Here is a 20,134-nt window from a genome sequence, read left to right on the forward strand (position 1 = left end):
GCCGGAATGGTTCGACCACTACAACGAGCTTCACCCGCATCGGGCGCTCGGATATCGTTCACCCCGCGAGTTCATCGCGGCCCAAGCAGCACCGTGAGAAATGTCCGGGCTTTTGGGGGCTACAACACCGGCGGCGAACAGCTCCTGCCGTTTCCAGCCGAAGGGCTTCCCTTCCGGTGTCTTCGGGTGGCCGGCTTTGTCGGACCAGGGTGCTGCCCAGTCCTGCCAACGATAGGGCGCGCGCAGGGCGTGGGTGAATTCGACGCCGACGGCATCGGCCTCTTCCTGGTCGCGGGCCTCCTGCGCGTCGAGCAGACGCAGGAACAGGATCCACGTCAGTTCCGGCACATACTGGAGCGCGCTGGCGCAGTTGGACCGCCGCATCACGTCGCAGATGCCCTTCACAAACGTGGAAAGCGACCTCACACCATTGATGTTTCTCTTCTGCGACTTGCTTGCTCTTTTAACTTTCATGATCCTGCCCCGAAGGATGCAGCTACTATTCGGTGCGGCAGATTTTTTATGTCCATCAATTGATGATTTATCGCGGCCTTGATCGAGTTGATTTCTGACTGCGCCACACGAAGCTTCTGAGAGAACTCCTGTTGAACATCGAAATCAGGAATAGGAACTTCAGCCTCCGCCAAGCGATTGAAAAGCATCCGCTCCCTTACCGCCCCGCGCGCTAGAGAAAGCACGCATTCATGTCCAAGAGGTGATCGAAGCCAGTAGTAAAACCAATACGAATCAATGACGCCCTCGTTTCCACGAAACACAACATAGTCGGGACTTGTAATTCCGGGCCTGTCATCCTCAGAGACATATGCAACCGAGCCAATGAGAATACGCATTGGGTTATAGAAAATTGTTCCAGAAGTCACGGGCTTGTATTTTTGAGGGCTCTTGCCTGGCGGCTCCTTTGCAGGAGCCAATCCGTCAACAGTGGCTCCATAAACAGGAAAGTCCGCCCAATTGGAGCCAATCCCACCCTTAACCTCGGTGAGGCCGTCGCCAAGTTTGATCTTCTTGTTCACGTTCTGAACAACCTTCCTTTTGCCTCTCGCACAACATCCGCTGGACTTCCGAGCCCGCGGAGCGCGGCGAGACCGCCTGCCATCCGGATTTCCGGCACATCCCACAGCGCTGGTGTTTCCAGTGCATCGGTGCCGCCCTGTGCGAACTGGGGGCCCAGTTCCTTCAGGACGATGGCGGCCTTCGAGTCCATTCCTTCAAACCAGCCGCGGTTCATGTCGACATATTGCTGGCCGCGCTCCGGCCGCTTCAGTGCGCGGGCGTGATAGCCGTGGTGGCCGAAGAAGTCGTACAGGTCGAAATCGCTCATCTGGTCGATTTCACGGATGACTTCCGGGCTGAAGTTGTCTCCCAGCAGGTGGTCGATCAGGCTGCGGCGCTTCGTCGTCTCGATCCAGAGGTCGCGAAACTCGTTCAGCGTATGAGCCTCGCGCAGGACACGCGCCATCACCTCACGCCGGTAATCGTCGACCGGAATGGGTGTGTCGCGGCCCTCTCGGCTGACCAGAATGAAGCGGCCCTGCGGGTTGACGACAACCTGCTTGCCGCCGATCTCGGCGACTGAGGGGCTGTCGCCTCCCTCACCATCGCCACCTTCTCCGCCACCACCCTTGCCGCCTTCGCCCCGTGGGCGCGGCGGCTTGGTGATGAAGTCAGTGCCGAAGAGATCAGTCACGCCGGTGTAGTCGTACAGCCAAAACTTGTACTTGGCCGTCTCTTCGTGAATCCGGGTGCCTCGGCCTACCATCTGGTAGAACTTGATGGGCGACTGGAGGTAACGGAAGAAAACGACAGCGTTAAGACGTTCGATGTCGACGCCGGCTTCCAGCAGATCGACCGTGCAGGCGATGAAGGCGCGTTCGCCGGAGCCGCGCATCGGCTCGATCATGTCGGCACCGTTGTTTGCCCCGCCCATGCACTTGAAGGCATAGTGGTCTTTCGGCGTCTGCCCCTTCTCGCGGCACCAGCGGACGTAGAGATTGTTCATGTGCTGCACGACCCGGTCGGCGTGGATCTCGCGCGTGCAGAAGACAATGACCTTCTGCTCGGGGCCGCCATTCGCGCAGAGGAGCTGGAAGAGGTCTTCGCACATCTTCGGGGTGCGGAGTTCGATGAACAACTCGTCGTCGAAGTCCTTGCCCGTGTACTGGGGCTTAGGCAGGTCGCCCTCGGTAAGCGGCTGCCCGGTCCGGATGTCGCGGACGCCGGCCTTGAGGATCTCCTCCCGGGTGAACACCATGCTGTCGATGCTGGCCTTGCGCTTCACGATTTCGCAGGCCGCCAGATAACCATCCTCCTGCGCCTCGATCAGCGTGTACTCGTAGACCGGTTCACCGAAGTACTTCCTGTTGTTGGCGGTGATCTCCTGATCCTCGGCGCTCGCCTGCTCGGACTCTTCAAGTCTTCGCGGCGTTGCAGTGAGGCCGATGTGGATGGCGTTCGGGTTGCGGCGGAGCACCTCGGACCACCGGCCCCAGGCAGACCGGTGGCACTCATCGATGATGATGACGCTGAATGCATCCTCTCCGTAGTGCTCGGACAAGAAGCTGGCGAACCCGTCGTCGTCGTCCAGACCGAGCGTCTGGTAGGTAGCGATGTGAATACGGGCGTTCTGCGCGGCGTTGCCGCCACGCTCCGTCTTCACGATGCGGGCGTTGTCACCAAAGGCGGCCTTGAGTTTGGTGTAGGCCTGCTCGCGCAACTCGTCGCGGTCACAGAGGAACAGAGCCGGTTTCGGAAGCTGCCCAGCCTGGGACAGTCGCCAAAGCAGGTTTGTGGCGATGATCGTCTTGCCTGCGCCCGTAGCAAGGGACAGCAGAACCCGCGGAGCCGTGCCGCCTTGGCGATCCAGAATAATCTTCTCGAAGGCCGCACGGATCGCCGCATCCTGATAGTAGCGGCTTTGCGACCATGCCGGACTGTCGGCCTGGAACAGCATCGCGGCATCCGCGGCGTGCAGATTTATTCCACGGTCCTTTGCATACCTTGCTGTCAGGTCAGGATGCGTGGGGAAGTCGGGAAACTGAAATGGCCCAGCCTGCAGGCTCGTGAAGCAGTCATACTCCCCATAGCGATGGCCATTGGTCGAGAAGACGTACTTGACCTCATACCGCTCGCAATCGGCATAAGCCTTGGCTTGCTGCATGCCCTTGAGCGGATCGTCTCCCTCTTTTTTCGCCTCAAGCACGGCGATGGGCATCGACCTTGGCATATCCCCGATCTGGACGCACAGTAGATAGTCCGTACGCCCCGGGCTCTTACGCCTGCGGCCCTTCGGCCCGGTCGGCTCCACCGCGGGGGGAGTGAGAACTGTTTCAAGTGTTACCTGGTCTCGACTCACATAGCCTTTTGCCCGGAGAACCGGGTCGATGAGGTGATAACGAGTGTCGGCCTCGTTCATGCTCATGACCGAAATCCAACAAGCGCAGACAATCGCGGCGATCGCTCGTGACCGCGAGGGATCCGGGCTGTCTTGAAAGATTCGATCGAGGGCGTTTTCAAATCAGACATTGACTGACCATATCTGCTTTCCCAACTGAACCAAATCGGCTTGCCTCTTTGCCAGCAATTCCTTTGTCCAGTGTTCTGCTGCAAGAATCGGTTTTGTCGTATCGAATGAAACGCGATTGTTTCGCTCGGAATAAATCTTCTTCTTTCGCTCGAACGCAAAATATTGGGCCTTGTAATTCTTGATACCCGCGAGCAGTGCGAGATTGCCAAGGCGATGGAGCCAGAGGCGGTGCTCATCATCCGAGAAGCGCTCACGCCAATAGGGCTCCTTCAACGCCTGCGGCAGGACATGTTCGATGGTGATCTTGCCGCCGAAATCCTTCGTGACAGACTCGTCCTGGTCGGCCTCCTCCAGGCGCAACAGCACGGCTTGCGCGAAAGGCCGCCCATACACTTCACCGTCGAGCAGGGTCTGGAACTCGTCATCATTGGCGTTGGCGCGGAAGATCGCACGAATGTCGTCGGCGGTCTTCCCGGCACGAATCGCGGTGATGAGCTGGAAATAGGCTGTGAGGCGCGCAGTGAATGCGAGCCGCCGGATCCAGTTCTGGTATGTGATGCGCTCAAGCAGATCGATGAACTCGCTTTCGGGCAGTCCGGCGACGGGCTTGTTGAGATAAGCGAGCAGCGGCGGAATCCACTCCTCGAAGGCGAGACGCTGGAGGGAACGAATGGCACGGCGAGCGGCTGGCGCTTCGAACGCATTCCGTTGGATCCGCAGATAGTTTCGCGCCGACGTGTTCAACTCGTCGAGGAAGGCGAAAGGCGAGGAAGCAGCCCCGATGAGAGGCTCAAACTCCTCGTGGAGGGACTTTCGCGCCTTGATGGCGATGACCGAACTACGATGGTGGGCGAGGAACTGGTCGAGCCTTTCTATGCCGATCTGCTCTTCGAGTTCGAGCCAGGCGTCATCCAGATCACTGCTACGGGCGGCATTGCCCCCGAGCTGCGCAAAAAGCATGTTCTTGATTAGATCGGCATTCGACAAAGCCATGCCGCGAGCATTCAACACGTTGAAGAGTCGATATGCCGACTGCCAGGAAGCCGTCGTGACGAACACGACGTAGACCTTGCTGAGCAGATAGTTCGCAAAGAGCTTCAGCGTCTTCTGATCATGTTGCGCGATGAATGCGTTGATCGCCTCCAGATTTTCGACAATACGCTGTTTGGGCGCATCCTGTTCCTTGGCGATATCGTCGACCACAGCCTTGGGTATGGCTTCGCCAGCCAGGACGTAGCGCCGAAAGAAACCCTGATCCCGTTGCCGCAAAGTCAGGCGAGGCGTTTCCTCTTCGCCTGTCAGCGCGTTGCGTGGCAGGACGCGCCGCCCCAGCTCTGACTTCGCCGGCTCGTCAACGGCATCTCGTAGCCTAGAGAAGATCAAATTGAGCGTTGTGAGCCGCTGCTGGCCGTCGACGACATCGTACAGGCGACCCTTCTCGCGCTCGATCGTGATGAGCGAGCCGATGAAATACTCGGCGTCATTTGCCTCGTACGCTTCCCATACATCATCAAGCAGCTGTTCGACGTTGCCCTTTTCCCATGAGTATGGGCGCTGATAGGCCGGGATCTCGTAGCGGATCTGCTCAGTCAATATTTGGCTTATTGTACGCTCGGCGGCTTCCATTCCCGTGCCCCAAATTCTGGAATGCAACGGCCCTGCCGAGCGCCCCAGTATTGAGGTGACATTACCGCTGATTCATAATTTCAGATTAGGGCCGAGCATGGTGCTATCGCAAGCTCTGTCGGATCAATCCGCGACAAACTCAACCCTCTGCCGCTCCCACTCCACCGGAAACGGCGCCAGAAGGTCGTCCAACTGCAATTCTACCGGTTGCCGCCCGTCCAGGATCGCCTCGACGATGTCCGGCGCGAGCAGCGTGAGGCGCAGGACACGGGCGATGTAGGACGGGTTGATCTTCTCGGCCTCGGCGAGATCCTGAACGGTTTGGAATCGACCGGTGTCGAGCAGCTTCTTCCAGCGATGGGCGCGGGCCAGCGCCTTGACCATGGTGTTGTCGATGCGGGCGCGGGGAAGCGCCCACGCATCGGCTCCGTTCGGCGCGATGACGAGCTTTCGGCCTCCGCGCTTCCTAAAGGTCATCGGCACGGTGACGGTGAGCGCGCCCGCATCGTGGAGGAGAGCGCCCTTCGCCATCAGGCCGCATCCTTTCGGTCGGGGAAGGCCTGCAGTTCGCCGAGCAGCCTGGTCAGCCCGCCGGTGCGGAGGCGGATCGCGATGCCGTCGACCTTCACGTCGACCCGCTCGACCAGAAGCTGGACGATGCGCGCTTGTTCGGCTGGGAACAACTCGTCCCACATCGGATCGAGACGCTCGAAGGCGTCGCGCACCTCGGCTTCGGTGATGCGCTCGTCGTGCCGGATCGCGGTCATCCATGTCCGCACGATCAGTTCCGGCGCCCGCAGGAAACCGCGAAGCTGCTCGATCACCGCCGTCTCGATCTCGGCGGCGGGAACCCGGCCCACCGGGCAGGTTCCCGGACCGCGTTTGAGGACCGACTGCGCGACATAGTAGCGGTAGAGCCGGTCGCCCTTTCGAGTGTGGCTCGGCGACATGGCGTCGCCATTCGGCGAGAAGATCAGGCCGCGCAGAAGGGACGGCCCCGACAGTCGGGTCTGGTTGGCGCGCATGCGCGGGCTTTCGCCCATGATGGCATGAGCGCGCTGCCAGAGATCGCCGCTGATGATGGCCTCGTGCTCGCCGGGATAGGCCTCGCCCTTGTGGACAGCCTCGCCGATATAGACCCGGTTGTTCAGAAGCTTGTAGAGCGCGCCCTTGTCGAGCAAGTAGCCGCGCCTGCTGCGGATTCCGGCCGCTTGCAGTTCGCGCATCAGCAGCTTGATCGATCCGAGCGTCACGAAGCGCTCAAAGATCAGGCGGACGGATGCCGCCTCTTCCTCGTTGACCAGCAGCTTGCGGCTTTCGACGCGGTAGCCGAGCGGCACATAGCCGCCCATCCACATGCCCTTGCGGCGCGAAGCCGCGACCTTGTCGCGGATACGTTCGCCGATCACCTCGCGCTCGAACTGGGCGAAAGATAGCAGGATGTTGAGCGTCAGCCGCCCCATCGATGTCGTCGTGTTGAAGGACTGCGTAACGCTGACGAAGGTGACGCCGCGCCGCTCGAACACCTCGACGAGCTTGGCGAAGTCCATCAGCGAGCGGGACAGCCGGTCGATCTTGTAGACCACGACCACATCGACCTTGCCGAACTCGATGTCGGCGATGAGCCGCTTCAGCGCCGGACGCTCCAGCGTGCCGCCCGAGATCCCGCCGTCGTCATAGCGGTCGGTGACCGCAACCCACCCTTCCGGTTTCTGGCTCAGGATGTAGGCGGCGCAAGCCTCGCGCTGGGCGTCGAGGCTGTTGAACTCCATGTCGAGCCCTTCCTCGGACGATTTGCGCGTGTAGATCGCGCACCGGACCTTCGGCGTGATTTTCGTCATCGGAGGATGGCCGGTCGCCGCACGCCTCATGTGCCGCTCCCCGCGTTCTTGAGGCCGAAGAAGACCCAGCCGTTCCACTTCACGCCGGTGATGGCCTTCGCGATGGCTGAGAGCGACTTGTAGGGGCGGCCTCGGTACTCGTAACCCTCGACGGTCACCGTCACGATGTGCTCGACGCCCTGAAACTCGCGCAGCAATCGCGTGCCAGCCACCGGCTTGCGATCGGTGCGAATGCGCCGCGTCTTGGGATTGGTGTCCTCGACGCCCCGCGCGAGCGCATCGAGCCGCTTCATCGTCTCGGGCTTGAGGCCCCCATAGGCCAATTCTTGGATGCGATAGGCCAGGCGGCTTTCGAGGAAGCGCCGGTTGTAAGGCGGCGCTTCGGTGCCATGCAGATCACGCCACATCGTCTTCAGGGCAGGCGTGGGCATGGTCTTGATGGCGGCGACGCGCGCCAGCACGGGATCATTCATGGGCGGTCTCCACCGAGTTGCGTGTCCGCATGACGGCGTCGGTCGGCGGAGAAGTCCACCGAACTGTCTCCGCACTCGCGAGATAAAGGTGTGGGTCGTCCCTCCCGCCTCTGCCGAAGCCGGACGACGCCCCGCGCGAGGATTTCGGCGGCTTCATCGAGCCGCTCGGCATCGCTCATCAATTCGGGGCGCAGGGCGTTGGGGCCAGTCATTCGGTCACCGGGTCTCCTCCCCGGTCACCTACCCAGCATGTGGAGAAACCGTCTCAGCGCCTGCAACCTGAATCGACTCACGGCCACGACTGCGATAGAACGTAGCAAGAACATCACCCTTGCTGCCGGACCGCTGCCATGGCCAAAAACGTCAAGAAATTTGTGAATCGCGATTTCGCGAAAACCGTCGACCTCGATCTGCTCAAGCGGCTGATCGATCCCTATGCCGCAACGATCCATCTCGATTGGAATGCACTGCCTGCTGATGAAAAGGAGAGGCGCGAGGCGATCTTCGAGTTCTTCCGCGGAACTGACGAGACGTTTCCGGCCGAACTGCTCGATGCGCTCCACAAGATCATGGTCTTGTCGAACGAGAATGGCGCTCGGCTACTCCACGAGCAGGCCGATCTGGCAGGGGTGGCCATCGTGCCGCCCGATGAGGCCGACGCGAAGATCGTGACGCCGCGCCATCTCGCGCTGCGAGCGTTCCTGGATCATCGCGCGGTCTTCGATCTGACGCTCGACAAGTTCGCCTTCTGGGCGGTGAAGTCGCCGACGGAGTTCAGTGGCGCCAAGGAAGGTGTCGAGTCGCGCCACACGGATGACGCCGCGAAGGAAGCCTTTCGCGCTGCCGCTTCGGGCTATTTTGCCGGACGCTACCTCGGCAAGTACTGCGACGTGCGCTGGTATCCGGAGGATGATGAAATCTGCATCCTCGTGCTGCACGGCAAGAACGCCGTGACCGCCAATGTGGAAGAGAACGGGTCCGAGCGCACATTGACCTATCGCGAGATCGCGCAGGACACGATCCGGTACCACTCCGCGACGGGACGGGTCTGGATCAGCGCCACGGCGGCGGCGGAGCGCAAGAAGTTGGCCGAGCTGTTCGCGGAGCACATGCTCAGAGACAAGGACTTCTTCAAGGGCGCGAATGCCGAACAGATCTACACGCTGGCTCCGATCCAGCGGCAAGGCACCGGCTTTCGCTTCAACCACGCCTGGGATCCCGACACCAACGCCATGCTGGTGAAGGAAATCCAGATCGACGAAGGCGAGCATGAGGTCGAGGGCAAGGTGCGCTATTCGCCCTGGGCGATGACGGTCCGCGACAGCCAGAACGCGATCGTCCGGCTCGTCGAGCTGGCGCCCGACATCGACTTCGACGATCTGCGCATCAATTACGTCAAGCTGGAGTTCCGTTTCGAGAGCGGCGGGCGCGAGCACAAGGTGATCGTGAAGGTGAAACCGCCGAACATCGCAAGCTTCCGCAACCACGCCTTTGAGAAGCAGATCCTGGAGCATCTTGAGCGCAATGGCATCCGCCTCACACGTCAGCCTGTCGCGACTGCTGTTGCAGCGGAGTGATCAGCATCCGATCAGGATCATCGATGGGGCCGATCTTCGCGACCAGCCGCCGGAGATCGTGCGCCAGTTTCTGACGCTCGGATTGCTGGTCGAGCGCGAAGCTCCATCGGATGTCGACGGCTTCGCGATCCAGCACAGCGGCGGTCGAACTATTGCCGTCAACCTCGACGGCGACGGGATCACGACGGAGGTCGATCCGACGTCGATCCGTCAGTTCGACATCGACATGATGGCGCTTTGCCGCCAGTTGCGGCGGGCTTCCAGCGTGCTGGCGGGAAGACCTGTCGAGCCGGTGGGCGTCAGCGCATTCTGGCTCGGCGCGATCGGAACCGGCAGTCGCCGGGTCGAATTCTTCCTGGCACGACGTCTGCGCGCAAAGACTGCGGTCGACATCGCGTTCGCCTTGAAGGCCCATGCCGGGGGCCTCTCCATCGTCGTCCTGACGCCAACCGAACGCGATCTGCCCGGGGCGGTGCAACGGCAACTGGATGGCGCGGACATCACGCTCGCCGCAATCGACGAACTTCTCGACGCCAATGCGTCTGAACCGCTCACGATCAAGATCCCGACGCCGGTCAGCAAGGCTCATCGATCGTCGCATACGCGCCTTGACGTCGATGTGGAGGGCGGCAGCGCGCGCTACGATGGCACGCGGCTGTCGCTTCAGCGCCGAGAGTTCCAAGTGCTTGTCCGACTAGTCAACGAGCGCACGAACGAGGACGGCTGGGTCAGCCGCGATGTCCTCGCGGATGCCTTGAAAGCCGCGACCGGCAGCAACGACCGGAACGACGAGCAGATCGACAAGGTCGTCAGCAACCTCCGGAAGGTGCTGCGGGCTGCCGGAATGACTGACGGCACGAAGGGGACCTATCCCGTCCAGTCCGGTCGCGGTCAGGGCTATCGCCTGCTGATCCCCGCAAACGAGATCCACGTCTTCTGAGCGCCGGCAGGTTCGCGGCAGCTTCACGAGAGCTCCGCGACAGGGTTCGAACCGCTCGAATGGGCACCGTCTCGCCATCGAAACCCGATGACGAGGCTCTGCCCCATGTCCTTCACTCCCTCGCCCGAACAGCTCCATACGCTGTTGCACGAAGCCGATGCCGCTGCCCGCAGCCTGGTGCGGCGGATGCGACTGCCCCGCCATGATCTCGAAGACATTCGCCAGGATCTGATCACGGACGCCTTCGCGCGGCTGGCGGCTTTCGATCCGGCGCGTGGGTCGATCGGTGCGTTCGTCGCGACCGTTATGGCGCACCGCGCCACGCGGATCATGCGGCGTGTGATCGCCGAGCGTCGCATGTTCGGCTTCGAGCCGATGTCCATCGATGCGCCGTTGATGGACGGCGACGCCGAGACGTTTGCCGACACGACGCCTGAGGACGCAGGTCTCGGCACGCTCTGGGGACAGAGCCGCCGCGGTGTCCATGCCGCGATCACGCGCCTCGATGTCGAGCGCTGTCTCGGAGCGATCGATCGGCGCGACGGCGCGCTTTGCGCGGCCCTGACGGGGAAGAGCGTCGATGCGCTCGCCGCCGAGGGTCGCGGCTCGCGCGCCGGCCTCTACCGCCGGATCCAGACGCTGCGCGGGACGCTTCTCGCCCGCGGCCTTGCGGCCGCCTGAGACGGTTTCCGGACCTGGTGAGTAGGAGCCGCTCATGAGCAACACGATCATTCCCTTCTCGACGGCGAGGCTCCGGATCTCGGAGATCGACTTCTGTGGCTGGCTGGGCCAGGCCACGCCCGGCGACTGCCTCGAATACCATCGCGGGTTCCTCGCCCTCGACGGCATGCCGATGGCGACCCGGCTTCCGCCCAAGGACCGCACCGAACTCCTGAAGCTCGGGCGGCGCGCGATGTGGGCGGCCGAACAGGGGCTCGCGCATCTCGTCCAGCGGCGTCACGGACCTGACGACTTCTCCTACCTCGCCGTAGCGCGGCGGAAGCCGAAGTCGTCGCCGGTCTCGCTCTCCGCCCTCCTCGCCGAGGAGGTCGCGTGATGACCGATCCTCACAACAACCTGCCGGCGCTCGACGCGCTTCGCACCATGCCGATCGCGGAGATCACGGCCTTGCCGGCAGAGGTTCTCGCCGTGCTCCAGGACGAAGCTGACGCGGCGCTCAAGAGCGCGAGGTCGCTGAAGGACTGGCTGGACGGCGCCATCGCGCTGAAGTTCGGCGAGCGTGCGCGTGAAGCCCGCGCGGCTCTGGGCAAGGACACCGGCACGGTCCGCTTCACCGACGGCACGGTCACCATCGTCGCCGATCTGCCGAAGAAGACCGAGTGGGATCAGGCCAGGCTCGCCGCTCTCGTCGAGACGATCCGCGCCTCCGGCGACGACCCCAGCCAGTACGTGGAGATCAGCCTCTCGGTCTCCGAGCGCGCCTTTGGCGCCTGGCCCGACGCGATCCGCCGCACCTTCGAGCCGGCCCGTATGCTCAGGACCGGCAAACCGACCTTCCGACTGCTCCGCGACTGAAAGGACCACCTCATGTTCTCGTTCGGCAAATCCACCCCAGATGCGCCCCTGTCGGCGATCAAGGCGCTGCAGAAATCCCACTACAGCCTCGGCTCCTTGCCGGAGACGATCCGTGTCCCGGCAAGCCCTGGTCACGACGCGGTCGATGCAAGGCCCATCACCGAGGCGACGCTCGACGACATCGCCTTCGCGGTGGGGGGCCTCGAAGCCGAGTTCAACGCCATCGGCGACCGGATGCATGCGCTCCGGAAGCTCTCGCAGATCGCGCGTGACGCCGGCGGCGTCGGGGCCGATCGCGCGGTCGAAGCCGCAGCCCGCGCCAAGGCGGAGCGCTGATCATGGCGCTCCCGATCATCACCGCCGATCAGCGCCTTGCCGAAGCTCGTGGCGTCAAGGGCTGCATCTTCGGCAAGTCCGGCATCGGCAAGACAAGCCTGCTCTGGACGCTCGATCCGAAGACGACGCTCTTCCTCGACCTCGAGGCGGGAGACCTCGCCATCGAAGGGTGGACTGGCGACGCGCTGCGTCCGCGCACTTGGGCCGAGTGCCGCGATCTGGCGGTGTTCATCGGCGGGCCGAACCCGGCGCTGCGCTCCGACCAGGCCTATAGCGAGGCGCATTTCGCTGCGATCGCCGAACGCTTCGGGCCTCCAAGCGTACTCGATCGCTACGAGACGATCTTCGTCGATTCCATCACCGTCGCCGGCCGGCTCTGCTTCCAGTGGTGTCGCGGGCAGCCCGAGGCGATGTCCGAGAAGACCGGCAAGCCCGACGTGCGCGGCGCCTACGGTCTCCATGGCCGGGAGATGATCGGCTGGCTCACCCAGCTGCAGCACGCCAGAGCGATGAACGTCTGGCTTGTGGGCATCCTCGACGAGCGGCTCGACGACTTCAATCGACGCGTCTTCTCGCCCCAGATCGACGGCTCCAAGACCGGCCTCGAATTGCCGGGCATCGTCGATGAGGTCCTGACGATGGCGGAGGTGAAGGCCGAGGACGGCACGAACCGCCGCGCCTTCATCTGCCAGACCCTGAACCCGTTCGGCTTTCCCGCGAAGGATCGCAGCGGCCGTCTCGACATGGTCGAGGAGCCGCATCTCGGACGCCTCATGGCGAAGATCCGAGGGCCCTCGCGCCAGCCACTCGACTTCTCCGGCCGCCTGCCGGCCTCGACCCCGTCCCACGCCGCTTCGAACGACCAGACCAAGGAGTGATCCATCATGTCCAACTGGAATGATTTCAACGACGCAAGGTCAACCACCAGCGTCATCCCGAAGGGCGCGATCGCCAAGGTTCGCCTCTCAATCCGTCCTGGCGGCTACGACGATCCGAGCCAGGGGTGGACCGGCGGCTACGCAACGCGCGGCTCCACCGGCGCGGTCTACCTCAACGCCGAGTTCACGGTGCTCGAAGGCCCGTACGCGCGGCGCAAGATCTTTTCGCTGATCGGGCTTTACAGCCCGAAGGGCCCGGACTGGGGCAATATGGGCCGAGCGCTGGTGCGCACGATCCTCAACTCGGCGCGCGGCATTTCCGACAAGGACGTCTCGCCCCAGGCCCAGTCCGCCCGGCGCATCCGCGGGCTCAGTGATCTCGATGGCATCGAGTTCGTCGCCAAGATCGATGTCGGCACCGACACCAATGGCGATCCGAAGAACGAGATCCGGACCGCCGTCACGCCCGACCACAAGGAATACGCCGCTGTCATGGGACCGGTGGCGCAGTCCTTCGGTTTCCACAGCGGCGGCGCTGCGCAGACGGCAGCCCAGCCTGCGGCGGCTCCGGCGGCGGGCATGCGTCCCTCGTGGGCGCAGTGAGGCGACGCCATGCTGCTTCGCCCCCGCCAGAAACTCTTCGTGGAGCGCAGCGTCGCGGCGTTGCGCAGCCACGGCAACACGATCGGCGTGGCGCCCACCGGCGCCGGCAAGACGATCATGCTGTCCGGTGTGGTCGGCGAGATCCTGAAAGAGCGTGACGCCAAGGCCTGCGTTCTCGCGCATCGCGACGAGTTGACTGCGCAGAACCGCGCCAAGTTCGCCCGCGTCAATCCGGGCCTGTCGACCTCCGTGGTCGACGCGAGCGAGAAGTCCTGGCAGGGGCGCGCCACCTTCGCCATGGCGCCAACGCTCACGCGCGAAAGCAATCTCGACCAACTCCCGGCGCTCGATCTTCTCGTCATCGACGAAGCGCATCATGCCGCCGCCGACAGTTACCGGCGCATCATCGACCGGGTCCAGACGCGCAACCCGAAGGCGCTGATCTATGGCGTGACGGCGACGCCGAACCGTGGCGATCGCAAGGGCCTTCGCCCAGTCTTCTCGAATGTCGCCGACCAGATCCGGATCGGCGAGCTCATCGCCTCCGGCCACCTCGTGCCGCCGCGAACCTTCGTGATCGACGTTGGCGTCCAGTCCGATCTCGGCCGGGTCCGCAAGACCGCCGATGATTTCGACATGGACGAGGTCGCCAAGGTGATGAACCGGACGCCCGTGACGGACGCCGTGATCCGCCATTGGCGTGAGAAGGCAGGCGATCGGCAGACGGTCGTGTTCTGCGCCGATGTGGCCCACGCCACCGCCGTGGCGAATGCCTTCCGTGAAGCTGACGTGCCGACGGTGCTGGTCACGGGCGAGATGGCGGAGGCGAGCCGCAAGGCTGCTCTCGCCGACTTCGCCGAGGCCCGAGCACGCGTCATTGTCAACGTGGCGGTCCTGACCGAGGGCTGGGACCACCCGCCGACCTCCTGCGTCGTGCTGCTGCGCCCGAGTTCCTGGCGTTCGACCATGGTCCAGATGGTTGGCCGCGGCTTGCGCACGGTGAACCCGCAGGAACACCCGGGCATCGTCAAGATGGACTGTGTCGTCCTGGATTTCGGAACGTCCACGCTCCTGCACGGCTCTCTGGAGCAAGATGTCGATCTCGACGGCCGCGAGCCGACCGGGGAAGCGCCGACCAAGACGTGCCCGTCTTGCGATGCGATCATCCCGCTCTCGTCGCGGGAGTGCCCGCTCTGCGGCCATGCCTTCACCTGCGACGACGCCTCGGATGCGCCGCAGCCGCTCGGCGACTTCGTGATGAGCGAGATCGATCTCCTGAAGCGGTCGAGCTTCAAATGGTGCGATCTGTTCGGCGACGATGCCGCGCTGGTCGCGACCGGCTTCTCCGCCTGGGCGGGCGTCTTCTTCCTGAACGGGCGCTGGTACGCGGTGGGCGGCCGGCAGGGCCAGCCGACCACACTCGTCGGTACCGGCGAGCGCATGGTCTGTCTGGCTTCGGCCGATGACTGGCTGAATGAGCACGAGAGCGACGAGACCGCGCACAAGACCCGGCGCTGGCTCGCGCAGCCCCCGACTGAAAAGCAGTTGGCTTTGCTGCCAACCGAGTACCGGCAGGACTTCGGTCTGACCCGCTACCAGGCCTCTGCGCTGATCGCCTTCCAGTTCAACAAGTCAGCGATCCGTCGGCTCGTGTTCGGGGCCGATCGCGATGCGCTGGCGAGGGCCGCGTGATGACAGGCGACGCCCATGACACCATCGCCTCAACCGATGTCGGACCGGGAGCGTCTCTGGCACCCGAAGGGCATCCCCTGCGCCGTCTGCTGGAAACCATCACGCGGCTTTGGCTGGCGCGAGCCCTTCCGAACGAGCCGGCCGCGCCCGGAGCGCTGGTTCTGCTCGATCACCTGTCAGGCCTTCTGGTCCTCGTCGGCACGGAGGCGTTCCGTGGTTGATCTGACCGAACAGGAACGCGCCGCCATGCGTGCCGCGCTACGGCCCATCGCCGAACTCATGGAGGAGATCGGCTGGACGACGCCGCTCGCCAGCCTCTCAGAAACGCAGGTGCTGACCCTGATCGAGGCCGCCATCGGCGGCTTTCAGGAAGCGATGGCGGCGAGCGCTCGGCAGGCGAGCACGGAGATCCCGTTCTGATGCTCGACTTCAATTCGCGCACGACCTTTGCCGACCACCTGAACCAGCGAATCGATGCGGCGCTGGCTGGGGAACGCGCTGCCGTCCCTGCGCGCGGCTATCTCGGAGCTTCCCGCCTCGGCGTCGCCTGCGACCGCGCGCTTCAGTTCGAGTTCACGGACACCCTGCGTGATCCCTGCGCGAGCCTCGATGGCCGGACGCTCCGGGTCTTCGAGATCGGCCACGCTCTCGAAGAGGTCGCCATTCGCTGGCTGCGTGCAAGCGGCCTCGATCTCGTCACGCGCACGAGGGACGGCGGGCAAATCGGCTTCTCGGTCGCGGGCGGCCGCATCCGTGGCCATGTCGACGGCGTGGTGTTCGGGGCTCCCGACATGCTGGCCCTTCAGGTTCCGGCGCTGTGGGAATGCAAGACGATGAACGCCAAGGCGTGGCGGGAGACCGTCGCCAAGGGCGTCGTCCTCGCGAAGCCGATCTACGCCGTCCAGATCGCGATCTATCAGGCTTATCTGGAGCTTGCGCTGCCGGGCGTCTCCGATCATCCGGCGCTCTTCACCGCCATCAACAAGGATACCGCCGAGCTTCACCACGAACTCGTGCCGTTCGACGCGGGCCGGGCTCAGGCCGCGAGCGACCGCGCCGTGCGCATCCTGCGCGCGACCGACGCGCACGAGCTGCTGCCGCGCATCGCGCAGGACCCGACTCACTTCGAGTGCCGCTTCTGCCCGTGGGCCGAGCGTTGCTGGAGCCTCGCGCCATGAGTGACCAGCCCAGCGATCCATCGAATCCCGGCGAGGACACACCGATGCGCGACGAAAAGCCGTCAGACGAACCGAAGGAAAACATCCTCCATTTCAACCCGTGGCGCGACTTCAACGATGCCGTGCCGCCGGTCGACGTGTTCGGCGATGAGCCGGACCCCGAGCAGATCGCCCAGTTCGTGGACGTGGTCGTCGGCTATTGCGACGGATTGATCCCGGTCCGCAGCTTCATCGACAAGGGACAGGGTTTCGACGGCCGCCCCCACAACATCTGGATCGAAGCTGACGCTTCCGCATCCGAGAAGCTTTCGACCTTCGCCGCGTGGGCGGCGCGTGAAGGCGCGGCGGTCTATGTGATCCCCGGCACCGTCGCGGAGCCCGGGCAGGCCAAGTCGGCGGATGTTCTGCAGATGCAGACCGTAGTGGTTGATCTCGACACCGGCGACATCGCGGGCAAGCGCGCCCACTTAGAGCGCCATCTTGGCCCGCCAACCATGGTTGTGGAGAGCGGCGGCGTCACGCCGGAGGGACAGCACAAGGCCCATGTCTGGTGGAAGCTGACCGAACCGGCAGAAGGCAGCGATCTTGCCCGGGTGACGCAGTTGCGCGGCGACATTGCCGCCAAGGTCGGCGGCGATATGCATTTCCGGTCGGCGCACCAGCCGATCCGGGTGGCGGGGTCCGTCTACTACAAGAATGGCCTCAAGACGCAGGTGCGGATCGTCGCGTTGAAGGCCGACCGCGAGTGCGACCTAGCCGAGTTCATCGAGGCCGTAGCCGACATGCCCCCGGTGCCGGGCATCACGATGCGACCCGCGTTCGCGCATGTCGAAAAGCCCGCAACGGAGAAGGTGCTGGTCACGCCTGTGCGCGAGGCGGCGCAGGACGAATGGTCCCGTTTCGAGGGAGCCTCCGCCGCCATCGGCTACTTCATCCGCATGGTTCACGATGGCCGGATGACGAGGGACGAAGGCTGGGAGGGTATCTGCGGCTACAACGCCGCGATGCTGCGCCCGCAGTGGCCAGTCGAGAGGCTCAAGCGCGAATCCGAGCGGCTGTGGACGCTCCATGTCGAGAGGTACGGGCCGCCGCTGATCCGGCTGGATGCGGGCGCGCCGGCGCCTTCCGAGATCCCTGTCTTCACGCTGGGCGCGCTGCTGGACGACGTCAGTCCGATGCCCGTCGACATCATTGCGCCGCGGATTCTGACGCCCGGCGGGCTGCTGGTGCTGGGTGGCGCGCCCAAGGTCGGCAAGAGCGACCTGCTGATCTGCTGGCTCGTCCACATGGCCGGCGGCGTGCCGTTCCTTGGTTTCACTCCGCCACGGCCGCTGCGGATTTTCTACCTGCAGGCCGAGATTCAGTACCACTACCTGCGCGAACGGCTGAAGCAGATCGCCCTGTCGCCGGATGTGCTGTCCGCCGCACGCGACAACCTCGTCGCCACGCCGAAGCTGAAGATGCTGCTCGACACCAAGGGCAGCGTCCAGGTGGCGCGGGCGGTCCAGACGGCTTTCCCGGTCGCGCCGCCGGACATCATCTGCATCGACCCGATCCGCAACCTCTTCGACGGCGGGCCTCCAAGCTCAAGTGGTGGCAGCGGCGGCGAGAACGACAACGCCGCCATGATGTTCTTCCTGAAGGAACGGATCGAGGTTCTGCGCGACCACATCGACCCGGACTGCGGCGTGATCCTTGTCCACCACACCAAGAAGCTCTCGAAGCATCAGGTGAAGGAAGACCCGTTCATGGCGCTCTCCGGCGCCAGCGCGCTGCGTGGCTTCTACACCACCGGGCTGATCCTCCATCGCCCCGACGAGGAAAGCCCTGAACGCAAGCTGGAAATCGAGCTCAGGAACGGTCCTGCGCTGCCGGCGAAACTCATCGACAAGCGGCACGGCGCATGGGTCGAGTTGAACCCCATGAACGATCGGCTGGTGCGCAAGGAGGTGGGCGCAAAGCTCGATGCCGAACGGCTGCGTAAGCATGACGTCATCCTCGGCATGCTGCTCGATGAGGCGGCCAGCGAACGCCTCTACACAACGATGCAGTTCGCCGAGAAGTTCGAGAACCAGAACGGGCTCGGCAGCAAGCACACGATCCGCGAGCGCCTGAGCGTGCTGGCGACCAAGGGATTCGTGAAATTCCTGCGTGCCCCCTCGGAGTTCGGCTTCCCCGTAACGCGGTCTCGGTTCGGCTATCTCTGCGTCGAGGGCATGACGTTCGGCGCAGCCGTTGATCGTGTCGATCCCACGACCGGCGAGGTCACGACAACCGCCCGCCCGGTCCTGCCGAGCCACTTCAAGTGCGCTCAGTCCGGGTTCTGCATGGATGTCGAGAACCCCGCCGTCTGGGTCTACCCGGAGGGGTTCGAGGACGACCTAACTCATATGAGTGAGGCCTGACTCATATGACAGCGCCAACCACACACTCAATGAAATCAACGGGTTACGCGAAGATAAGAGTTAGGCCCCGAACTCATGCCCGAAGACTTCATGAAGTCTTGTTCGGCAATGATTTCAGCCACTTGTCTTCCCCGGAACAGTTAGGTGTCAAACCCCCATACTACGTATGGGATGGCCACCCCAGCGGTTGGCCACTCCTCCCATACGTACGGGCCTGTCGCGCGCGCCGCCGTGACGCTCGGTTGCGCTTCCCGATCCGACGACGGCGGCCCCGTACCGCCAAGCACCAGACCGCCGTCGTCTTCCACCACCACAGGCCACCGGCAAAGGAGACCCATCATGGCTCAGCCGACTCTGATCCCGAATTGCGACGGCGCAAGGTTTGAATCGCTGCCGCTCGACACGCCCCGCAACCGATGCATCCTCGCGCTCGACCTCGGCACGACCACCGGCTGGGCGATCCGCAGTCATGACGGCCTGATCACCAGCGGCACCGTCTCGCTGCGGCCCGGCCGCTTCGACGGCGGCGGCATGCGCTACCTGCGCTTCACCAACTGGCTGACCGAGATCAACCAACTGGCCGGACCAGTCGCCGCCATCTGGTTCGAGGAAGTCCGCCGCCATGCCGGCACCGACGCGAGCCACATCTACGGTGGGCTCATGGCCACGCTGACCGCATGGGCCGAGCTGCGCGGCGTGCCCTACGAGGGCGTCCCGGTCGGCACGATCAAGCGCCACGCGACAGCCAAGGGCAACGCCGACAAGGCGGCGATGATTGCCGCGATGCGCGCCCGAGGTTTCAACCCGAAGGACGACAACGAAGCCGACGCCATCGCGCTGCTGCTCTGGGCCATCGAGACCAAGGGAGGCGTGCGATGAGATGGGCGCCACCCGGCTTCGGCGGCAAGCGGCGATCGCCGGAAGAGATCAAGCGCGAAGGCTGGCGCGAGCAGAAGGTCCTCGTGGTCAGCGAGACCGATCCGCGCCTGTCCTGGCCCGAGCGTGAGCTGGTGCGGCAACTCGGGGACAAGCTCTACGGCTACAGAAAGGAGGCGCGGCATGGACGTCTGGACCCGTGATCAGGTGGAAGAACGGCTCACTGAGGCTGCCGATGTCCTTAAGCGCCTGCCTGATGCGAAAGGTCAGGGGTATTTCAGCACCTGGCCGCAGATCGTGTACGAGTTCGCGGATCTCGTCGGCCAAGAGCCCCCACGACTGCGCCGGCCCCCGCCGTCGCCTGCCGCCATCTCCCGGATGGAAAAGACCTTCGACTGGTTCGCCTGGCTGGAGCCGGAAGACGCCAAGCTCGTCTGGGCACGCGCCGAGGGCACGCCGTGGAAGCCCATCTGCTGGCGCTTTGGGCTGTCGCGTGCAACGGCGCACCGCCGCTGGGAGTACGCGCTGAGCGTCATCACTTGGCGGCTCAATGGACGCCGGCCACCCGCGAAACGCTCGCAGCGGTTCGTGGTCGATGCGACGCGGCGTGTGTCAAGCTGAATGCATCG

The 20,134-nt window shown here is 63.9% G+C and carries 23 protein-coding genes and 1 pseudogene; 17 read left to right on the plus strand and 7 right to left on the minus strand.

The features are described 5' to 3' along the window. Window positions 1-97 (plus strand): integrase core domain-containing protein (locus tag FWJ24_RS14060; RefSeq protein ID WP_150287971.1); only part of this gene is annotated, 97 nt, incomplete at its 5' end. 122 nt (window positions 98-219) lie between these two features. Here the strand turns inward: FWJ24_RS14060 and FWJ24_RS14925 are convergent. The 7 genes and pseudogenes from FWJ24_RS14925 to FWJ24_RS14095 all read right to left on the minus strand — a co-directional run. Next, a pseudogene (locus tag FWJ24_RS14925) lies at window positions 220-474 on the minus strand (type I restriction-modification system subunit M N-terminal domain-containing protein); the annotation flags it as partial. Continuing rightward, a complete protein-coding gene (locus FWJ24_RS14070; protein WP_150288469.1) occupies window positions 471-1,034 on the minus strand; it encodes a restriction endonuclease subunit S domain-containing protein in 564 nt (187 codons plus the stop codon). The pseudogene FWJ24_RS14925 and the gene FWJ24_RS14070, both read right to left, overlap by 4 nt. Then, complete coding sequence (locus tag FWJ24_RS14075) at window positions 1,031-3,439, minus strand: DEAD/DEAH box helicase family protein (RefSeq protein WP_150288470.1); 2,409 nt, start codon at window positions 3,437-3,439, stop codon at window positions 1,031-1,033. Before FWJ24_RS14075 ends, FWJ24_RS14070 begins: the two co-directional genes overlap by 4 nt. A 96-nt stretch (window positions 3,440-3,535) precedes the next feature. Further along, a complete protein-coding gene (locus FWJ24_RS14080) occupies window positions 3,536-5,170 on the minus strand; it encodes a DUF262 domain-containing protein (RefSeq protein WP_150288471.1) in 1,635 nt (544 codons plus the stop codon). A 123-nt stretch (window positions 5,171-5,293) separates the two neighbouring features. After that, entirely contained in the window at window positions 5,294-5,701 is a 408-nt protein-coding gene (locus FWJ24_RS14085) for a hypothetical protein (protein ID WP_150288472.1), read from the minus strand. After that, window positions 5,701-7,041 carry a recombinase family protein gene (locus FWJ24_RS14090; RefSeq protein WP_246155699.1) on the minus strand — a complete coding sequence of 447 codons (1,341 nt, stop codon included), beginning with the start codon at window positions 7,039-7,041 and terminating at the stop codon, window positions 5,701-5,703. Before FWJ24_RS14090 ends, FWJ24_RS14085 begins: the two co-directional genes overlap by 1 nt. Next, on the minus strand, window positions 7,038-7,484 hold the full coding sequence (locus tag FWJ24_RS14095) for a DUF2924 domain-containing protein (RefSeq protein ID WP_150288474.1): 447 nt from the start codon (window positions 7,482-7,484) through the stop codon (window positions 7,038-7,040). Before FWJ24_RS14095 ends, FWJ24_RS14090 begins: the two co-directional genes overlap by 4 nt. A gap of 350 nt (window positions 7,485-7,834) precedes the next feature. Between FWJ24_RS14095 and FWJ24_RS14105 the strand changes: the two genes are divergently transcribed. The 16 genes from FWJ24_RS14105 (at window position 7,835) to FWJ24_RS14180 (ending at window position 20,126) form a co-directional block, all read left to right on the plus strand. After that, entirely contained in the window at window positions 7,835-9,061 is a 1,227-nt protein-coding gene (locus FWJ24_RS14105) for a hypothetical protein (RefSeq protein ID WP_150288477.1), read from the plus strand. After that, on the plus strand, window positions 9,009-10,001 hold the full coding sequence (locus FWJ24_RS14110) for a winged helix-turn-helix domain-containing protein (protein ID WP_150288478.1): 993 nt from the start codon (window positions 9,009-9,011) through the stop codon (window positions 9,999-10,001). The genes FWJ24_RS14105 and FWJ24_RS14110 overlap by 53 nt, the downstream gene beginning before the upstream one ends. Window positions 10,002-10,106: 105 nt before the next feature. After that, entirely contained in the window at window positions 10,107-10,682 is a 576-nt protein-coding gene (locus FWJ24_RS14115; protein WP_150288479.1) for a sigma factor, read from the plus strand. A 34-nt stretch (window positions 10,683-10,716) separates the two neighbouring features. Further along, a complete protein-coding gene (locus FWJ24_RS14120; protein ID WP_150288480.1) occupies window positions 10,717-11,058 on the plus strand; it encodes a hypothetical protein in 342 nt (113 codons plus the stop codon). Next, window positions 11,058-11,537, plus strand: coding sequence for a hypothetical protein (locus FWJ24_RS14125; protein ID WP_150288481.1), 480 nt, complete (start codon window positions 11,058-11,060; stop codon window positions 11,535-11,537). Before FWJ24_RS14120 ends, FWJ24_RS14125 begins: the two co-directional genes overlap by 1 nt. A gap of 12 nt (window positions 11,538-11,549) precedes the next feature. After that, a complete protein-coding gene (locus FWJ24_RS14130; RefSeq protein ID WP_150288482.1) occupies window positions 11,550-11,873 on the plus strand; it encodes a hypothetical protein in 324 nt (107 codons plus the stop codon). A gap of 2 nt (window positions 11,874-11,875) precedes the next feature. Beyond that, window positions 11,876-12,751 carry an ATP-binding protein gene (locus tag FWJ24_RS14135; protein ID WP_150288483.1) on the plus strand — a complete coding sequence of 292 codons (876 nt, stop codon included), beginning with the start codon at window positions 11,876-11,878 and terminating at the stop codon, window positions 12,749-12,751. A gap of 6 nt (window positions 12,752-12,757) precedes the next feature. Beyond that, entirely contained in the window at window positions 12,758-13,354 is a 597-nt protein-coding gene (locus tag FWJ24_RS14140; RefSeq protein ID WP_150288484.1) for a hypothetical protein, read from the plus strand. 9 nt (window positions 13,355-13,363) lie between these two features. Then, window positions 13,364-15,046: a DEAD/DEAH box helicase gene (locus tag FWJ24_RS14145; protein ID WP_150288485.1), complete on the plus strand. Its 1,683-nt coding sequence runs from the start codon at window positions 13,364-13,366 to the stop codon at window positions 15,044-15,046. Next, window positions 15,046-15,267, plus strand: coding sequence for a hypothetical protein (locus FWJ24_RS14150; RefSeq protein ID WP_150288486.1), 222 nt, complete (start codon window positions 15,046-15,048; stop codon window positions 15,265-15,267). The genes FWJ24_RS14145 and FWJ24_RS14150 overlap by 1 nt, the downstream gene beginning before the upstream one ends. After that, window positions 15,260-15,466, plus strand: a complete 207-nt coding sequence (locus tag FWJ24_RS14155; protein WP_150288487.1) for a DUF6511 domain-containing protein — start codon at window positions 15,260-15,262, stop codon at window positions 15,464-15,466. Before FWJ24_RS14150 ends, FWJ24_RS14155 begins: the two co-directional genes overlap by 8 nt. After that, window positions 15,466-16,224 (plus strand): hypothetical protein, encoded by a 759-nt coding sequence (locus tag FWJ24_RS14160; protein ID WP_150288488.1) that lies wholly within the window; start codon window positions 15,466-15,468, stop codon window positions 16,222-16,224. The genes FWJ24_RS14155 and FWJ24_RS14160 overlap by 1 nt, the downstream gene beginning before the upstream one ends. Next, the gene (locus FWJ24_RS14165) at window positions 16,221-18,629 is read left to right on the plus strand and encodes an AAA family ATPase (RefSeq protein WP_150288489.1); all 2,409 of its coding nucleotides are present in this window, start codon (window positions 16,221-16,223) and stop codon (window positions 18,627-18,629) included. Before FWJ24_RS14160 ends, FWJ24_RS14165 begins: the two co-directional genes overlap by 4 nt. Window positions 18,630-18,968: 339 nt before the next feature. Then, on the plus strand, window positions 18,969-19,508 hold the full coding sequence (locus tag FWJ24_RS14170; protein WP_246155700.1) for a hypothetical protein: 540 nt from the start codon (window positions 18,969-18,971) through the stop codon (window positions 19,506-19,508). Beyond that, complete coding sequence (locus tag FWJ24_RS14175; RefSeq protein ID WP_150288490.1) at window positions 19,505-19,708, plus strand: hypothetical protein; 204 nt, start codon at window positions 19,505-19,507, stop codon at window positions 19,706-19,708. The genes FWJ24_RS14170 and FWJ24_RS14175 overlap by 4 nt, the downstream gene beginning before the upstream one ends. Further along, the gene (locus tag FWJ24_RS14180) at window positions 19,689-20,126 is read left to right on the plus strand and encodes a DUF6362 family protein (RefSeq protein ID WP_150288491.1); all 438 of its coding nucleotides are present in this window, start codon (window positions 19,689-19,691) and stop codon (window positions 20,124-20,126) included. The genes FWJ24_RS14175 and FWJ24_RS14180 overlap by 20 nt, the downstream gene beginning before the upstream one ends. Window positions 20,127-20,134: the final 8 nt, after the last annotated feature.

It is taken from the genome of Rhabdaerophilum calidifontis (genome assembly GCF_008641065.1).
Lineage (GTDB): Bacteria > Pseudomonadota > Alphaproteobacteria > Rhizobiales > Beijerinckiaceae > Rhabdaerophilum > Rhabdaerophilum calidifontis.

Coding starts and splice junctions, on each gene's coding strand:
- FWJ24_RS14075 (WP_150288470.1), bottom strand. CDS start 3,439: ATGAGCATGAACGAGGCCGACACTCGTTATCACCTCATCGACCCGGTT.
- FWJ24_RS14080 (WP_150288471.1), bottom strand. CDS start 5,170: ATGGAAGCCGCCGAGCGTACAATAAGCCAAATATTGACTGAGCAGATC.
- FWJ24_RS14085 (WP_150288472.1), bottom strand. CDS start 5,701: ATGGCGAAGGGCGCTCTCCTCCACGATGCGGGCGCGCTCACCGTCACC.
- FWJ24_RS14090 (WP_246155699.1), bottom strand. CDS start 7,041: ATGAGGCGTGCGGCGACCGGCCATCCTCCGATGACGAAAATCACGCCG.
- FWJ24_RS14095 (WP_150288474.1), bottom strand. CDS start 7,484: ATGAATGATCCCGTGCTGGCGCGCGTCGCCGCCATCAAGACCATGCCC.
- FWJ24_RS14105 (WP_150288477.1), top strand. CDS start 7,835: ATGGCCAAAAACGTCAAGAAATTTGTGAATCGCGATTTCGCGAAAACC.
- FWJ24_RS14110 (WP_150288478.1), top strand. CDS start 9,009: ATGGCATCCGCCTCACACGTCAGCCTGTCGCGACTGCTGTTGCAGCGG.
- FWJ24_RS14115 (WP_150288479.1), top strand. CDS start 10,107: ATGTCCTTCACTCCCTCGCCCGAACAGCTCCATACGCTGTTGCACGAA.
- FWJ24_RS14120 (WP_150288480.1), top strand. CDS start 10,717: ATGAGCAACACGATCATTCCCTTCTCGACGGCGAGGCTCCGGATCTCG.
- FWJ24_RS14125 (WP_150288481.1), top strand. CDS start 11,058: ATGACCGATCCTCACAACAACCTGCCGGCGCTCGACGCGCTTCGCACC.
- FWJ24_RS14130 (WP_150288482.1), top strand. CDS start 11,550: ATGTTCTCGTTCGGCAAATCCACCCCAGATGCGCCCCTGTCGGCGATC.
- FWJ24_RS14135 (WP_150288483.1), top strand. CDS start 11,876: ATGGCGCTCCCGATCATCACCGCCGATCAGCGCCTTGCCGAAGCTCGT.
- FWJ24_RS14140 (WP_150288484.1), top strand. CDS start 12,758: ATGTCCAACTGGAATGATTTCAACGACGCAAGGTCAACCACCAGCGTC.
- FWJ24_RS14145 (WP_150288485.1), top strand. CDS start 13,364: ATGCTGCTTCGCCCCCGCCAGAAACTCTTCGTGGAGCGCAGCGTCGCG.
- FWJ24_RS14150 (WP_150288486.1), top strand. CDS start 15,046: ATGACAGGCGACGCCCATGACACCATCGCCTCAACCGATGTCGGACCG.
- FWJ24_RS14160 (WP_150288488.1), top strand. CDS start 15,466: ATGCTCGACTTCAATTCGCGCACGACCTTTGCCGACCACCTGAACCAG.
- FWJ24_RS14165 (WP_150288489.1), top strand. CDS start 16,221: ATGAGTGACCAGCCCAGCGATCCATCGAATCCCGGCGAGGACACACCG.
- FWJ24_RS14170 (WP_246155700.1), top strand. CDS start 18,969: ATGGCTCAGCCGACTCTGATCCCGAATTGCGACGGCGCAAGGTTTGAA.
- FWJ24_RS14175 (WP_150288490.1), top strand. CDS start 19,505: ATGAGATGGGCGCCACCCGGCTTCGGCGGCAAGCGGCGATCGCCGGAA.
- FWJ24_RS14180 (WP_150288491.1), top strand. CDS start 19,689: ATGGACGTCTGGACCCGTGATCAGGTGGAAGAACGGCTCACTGAGGCT.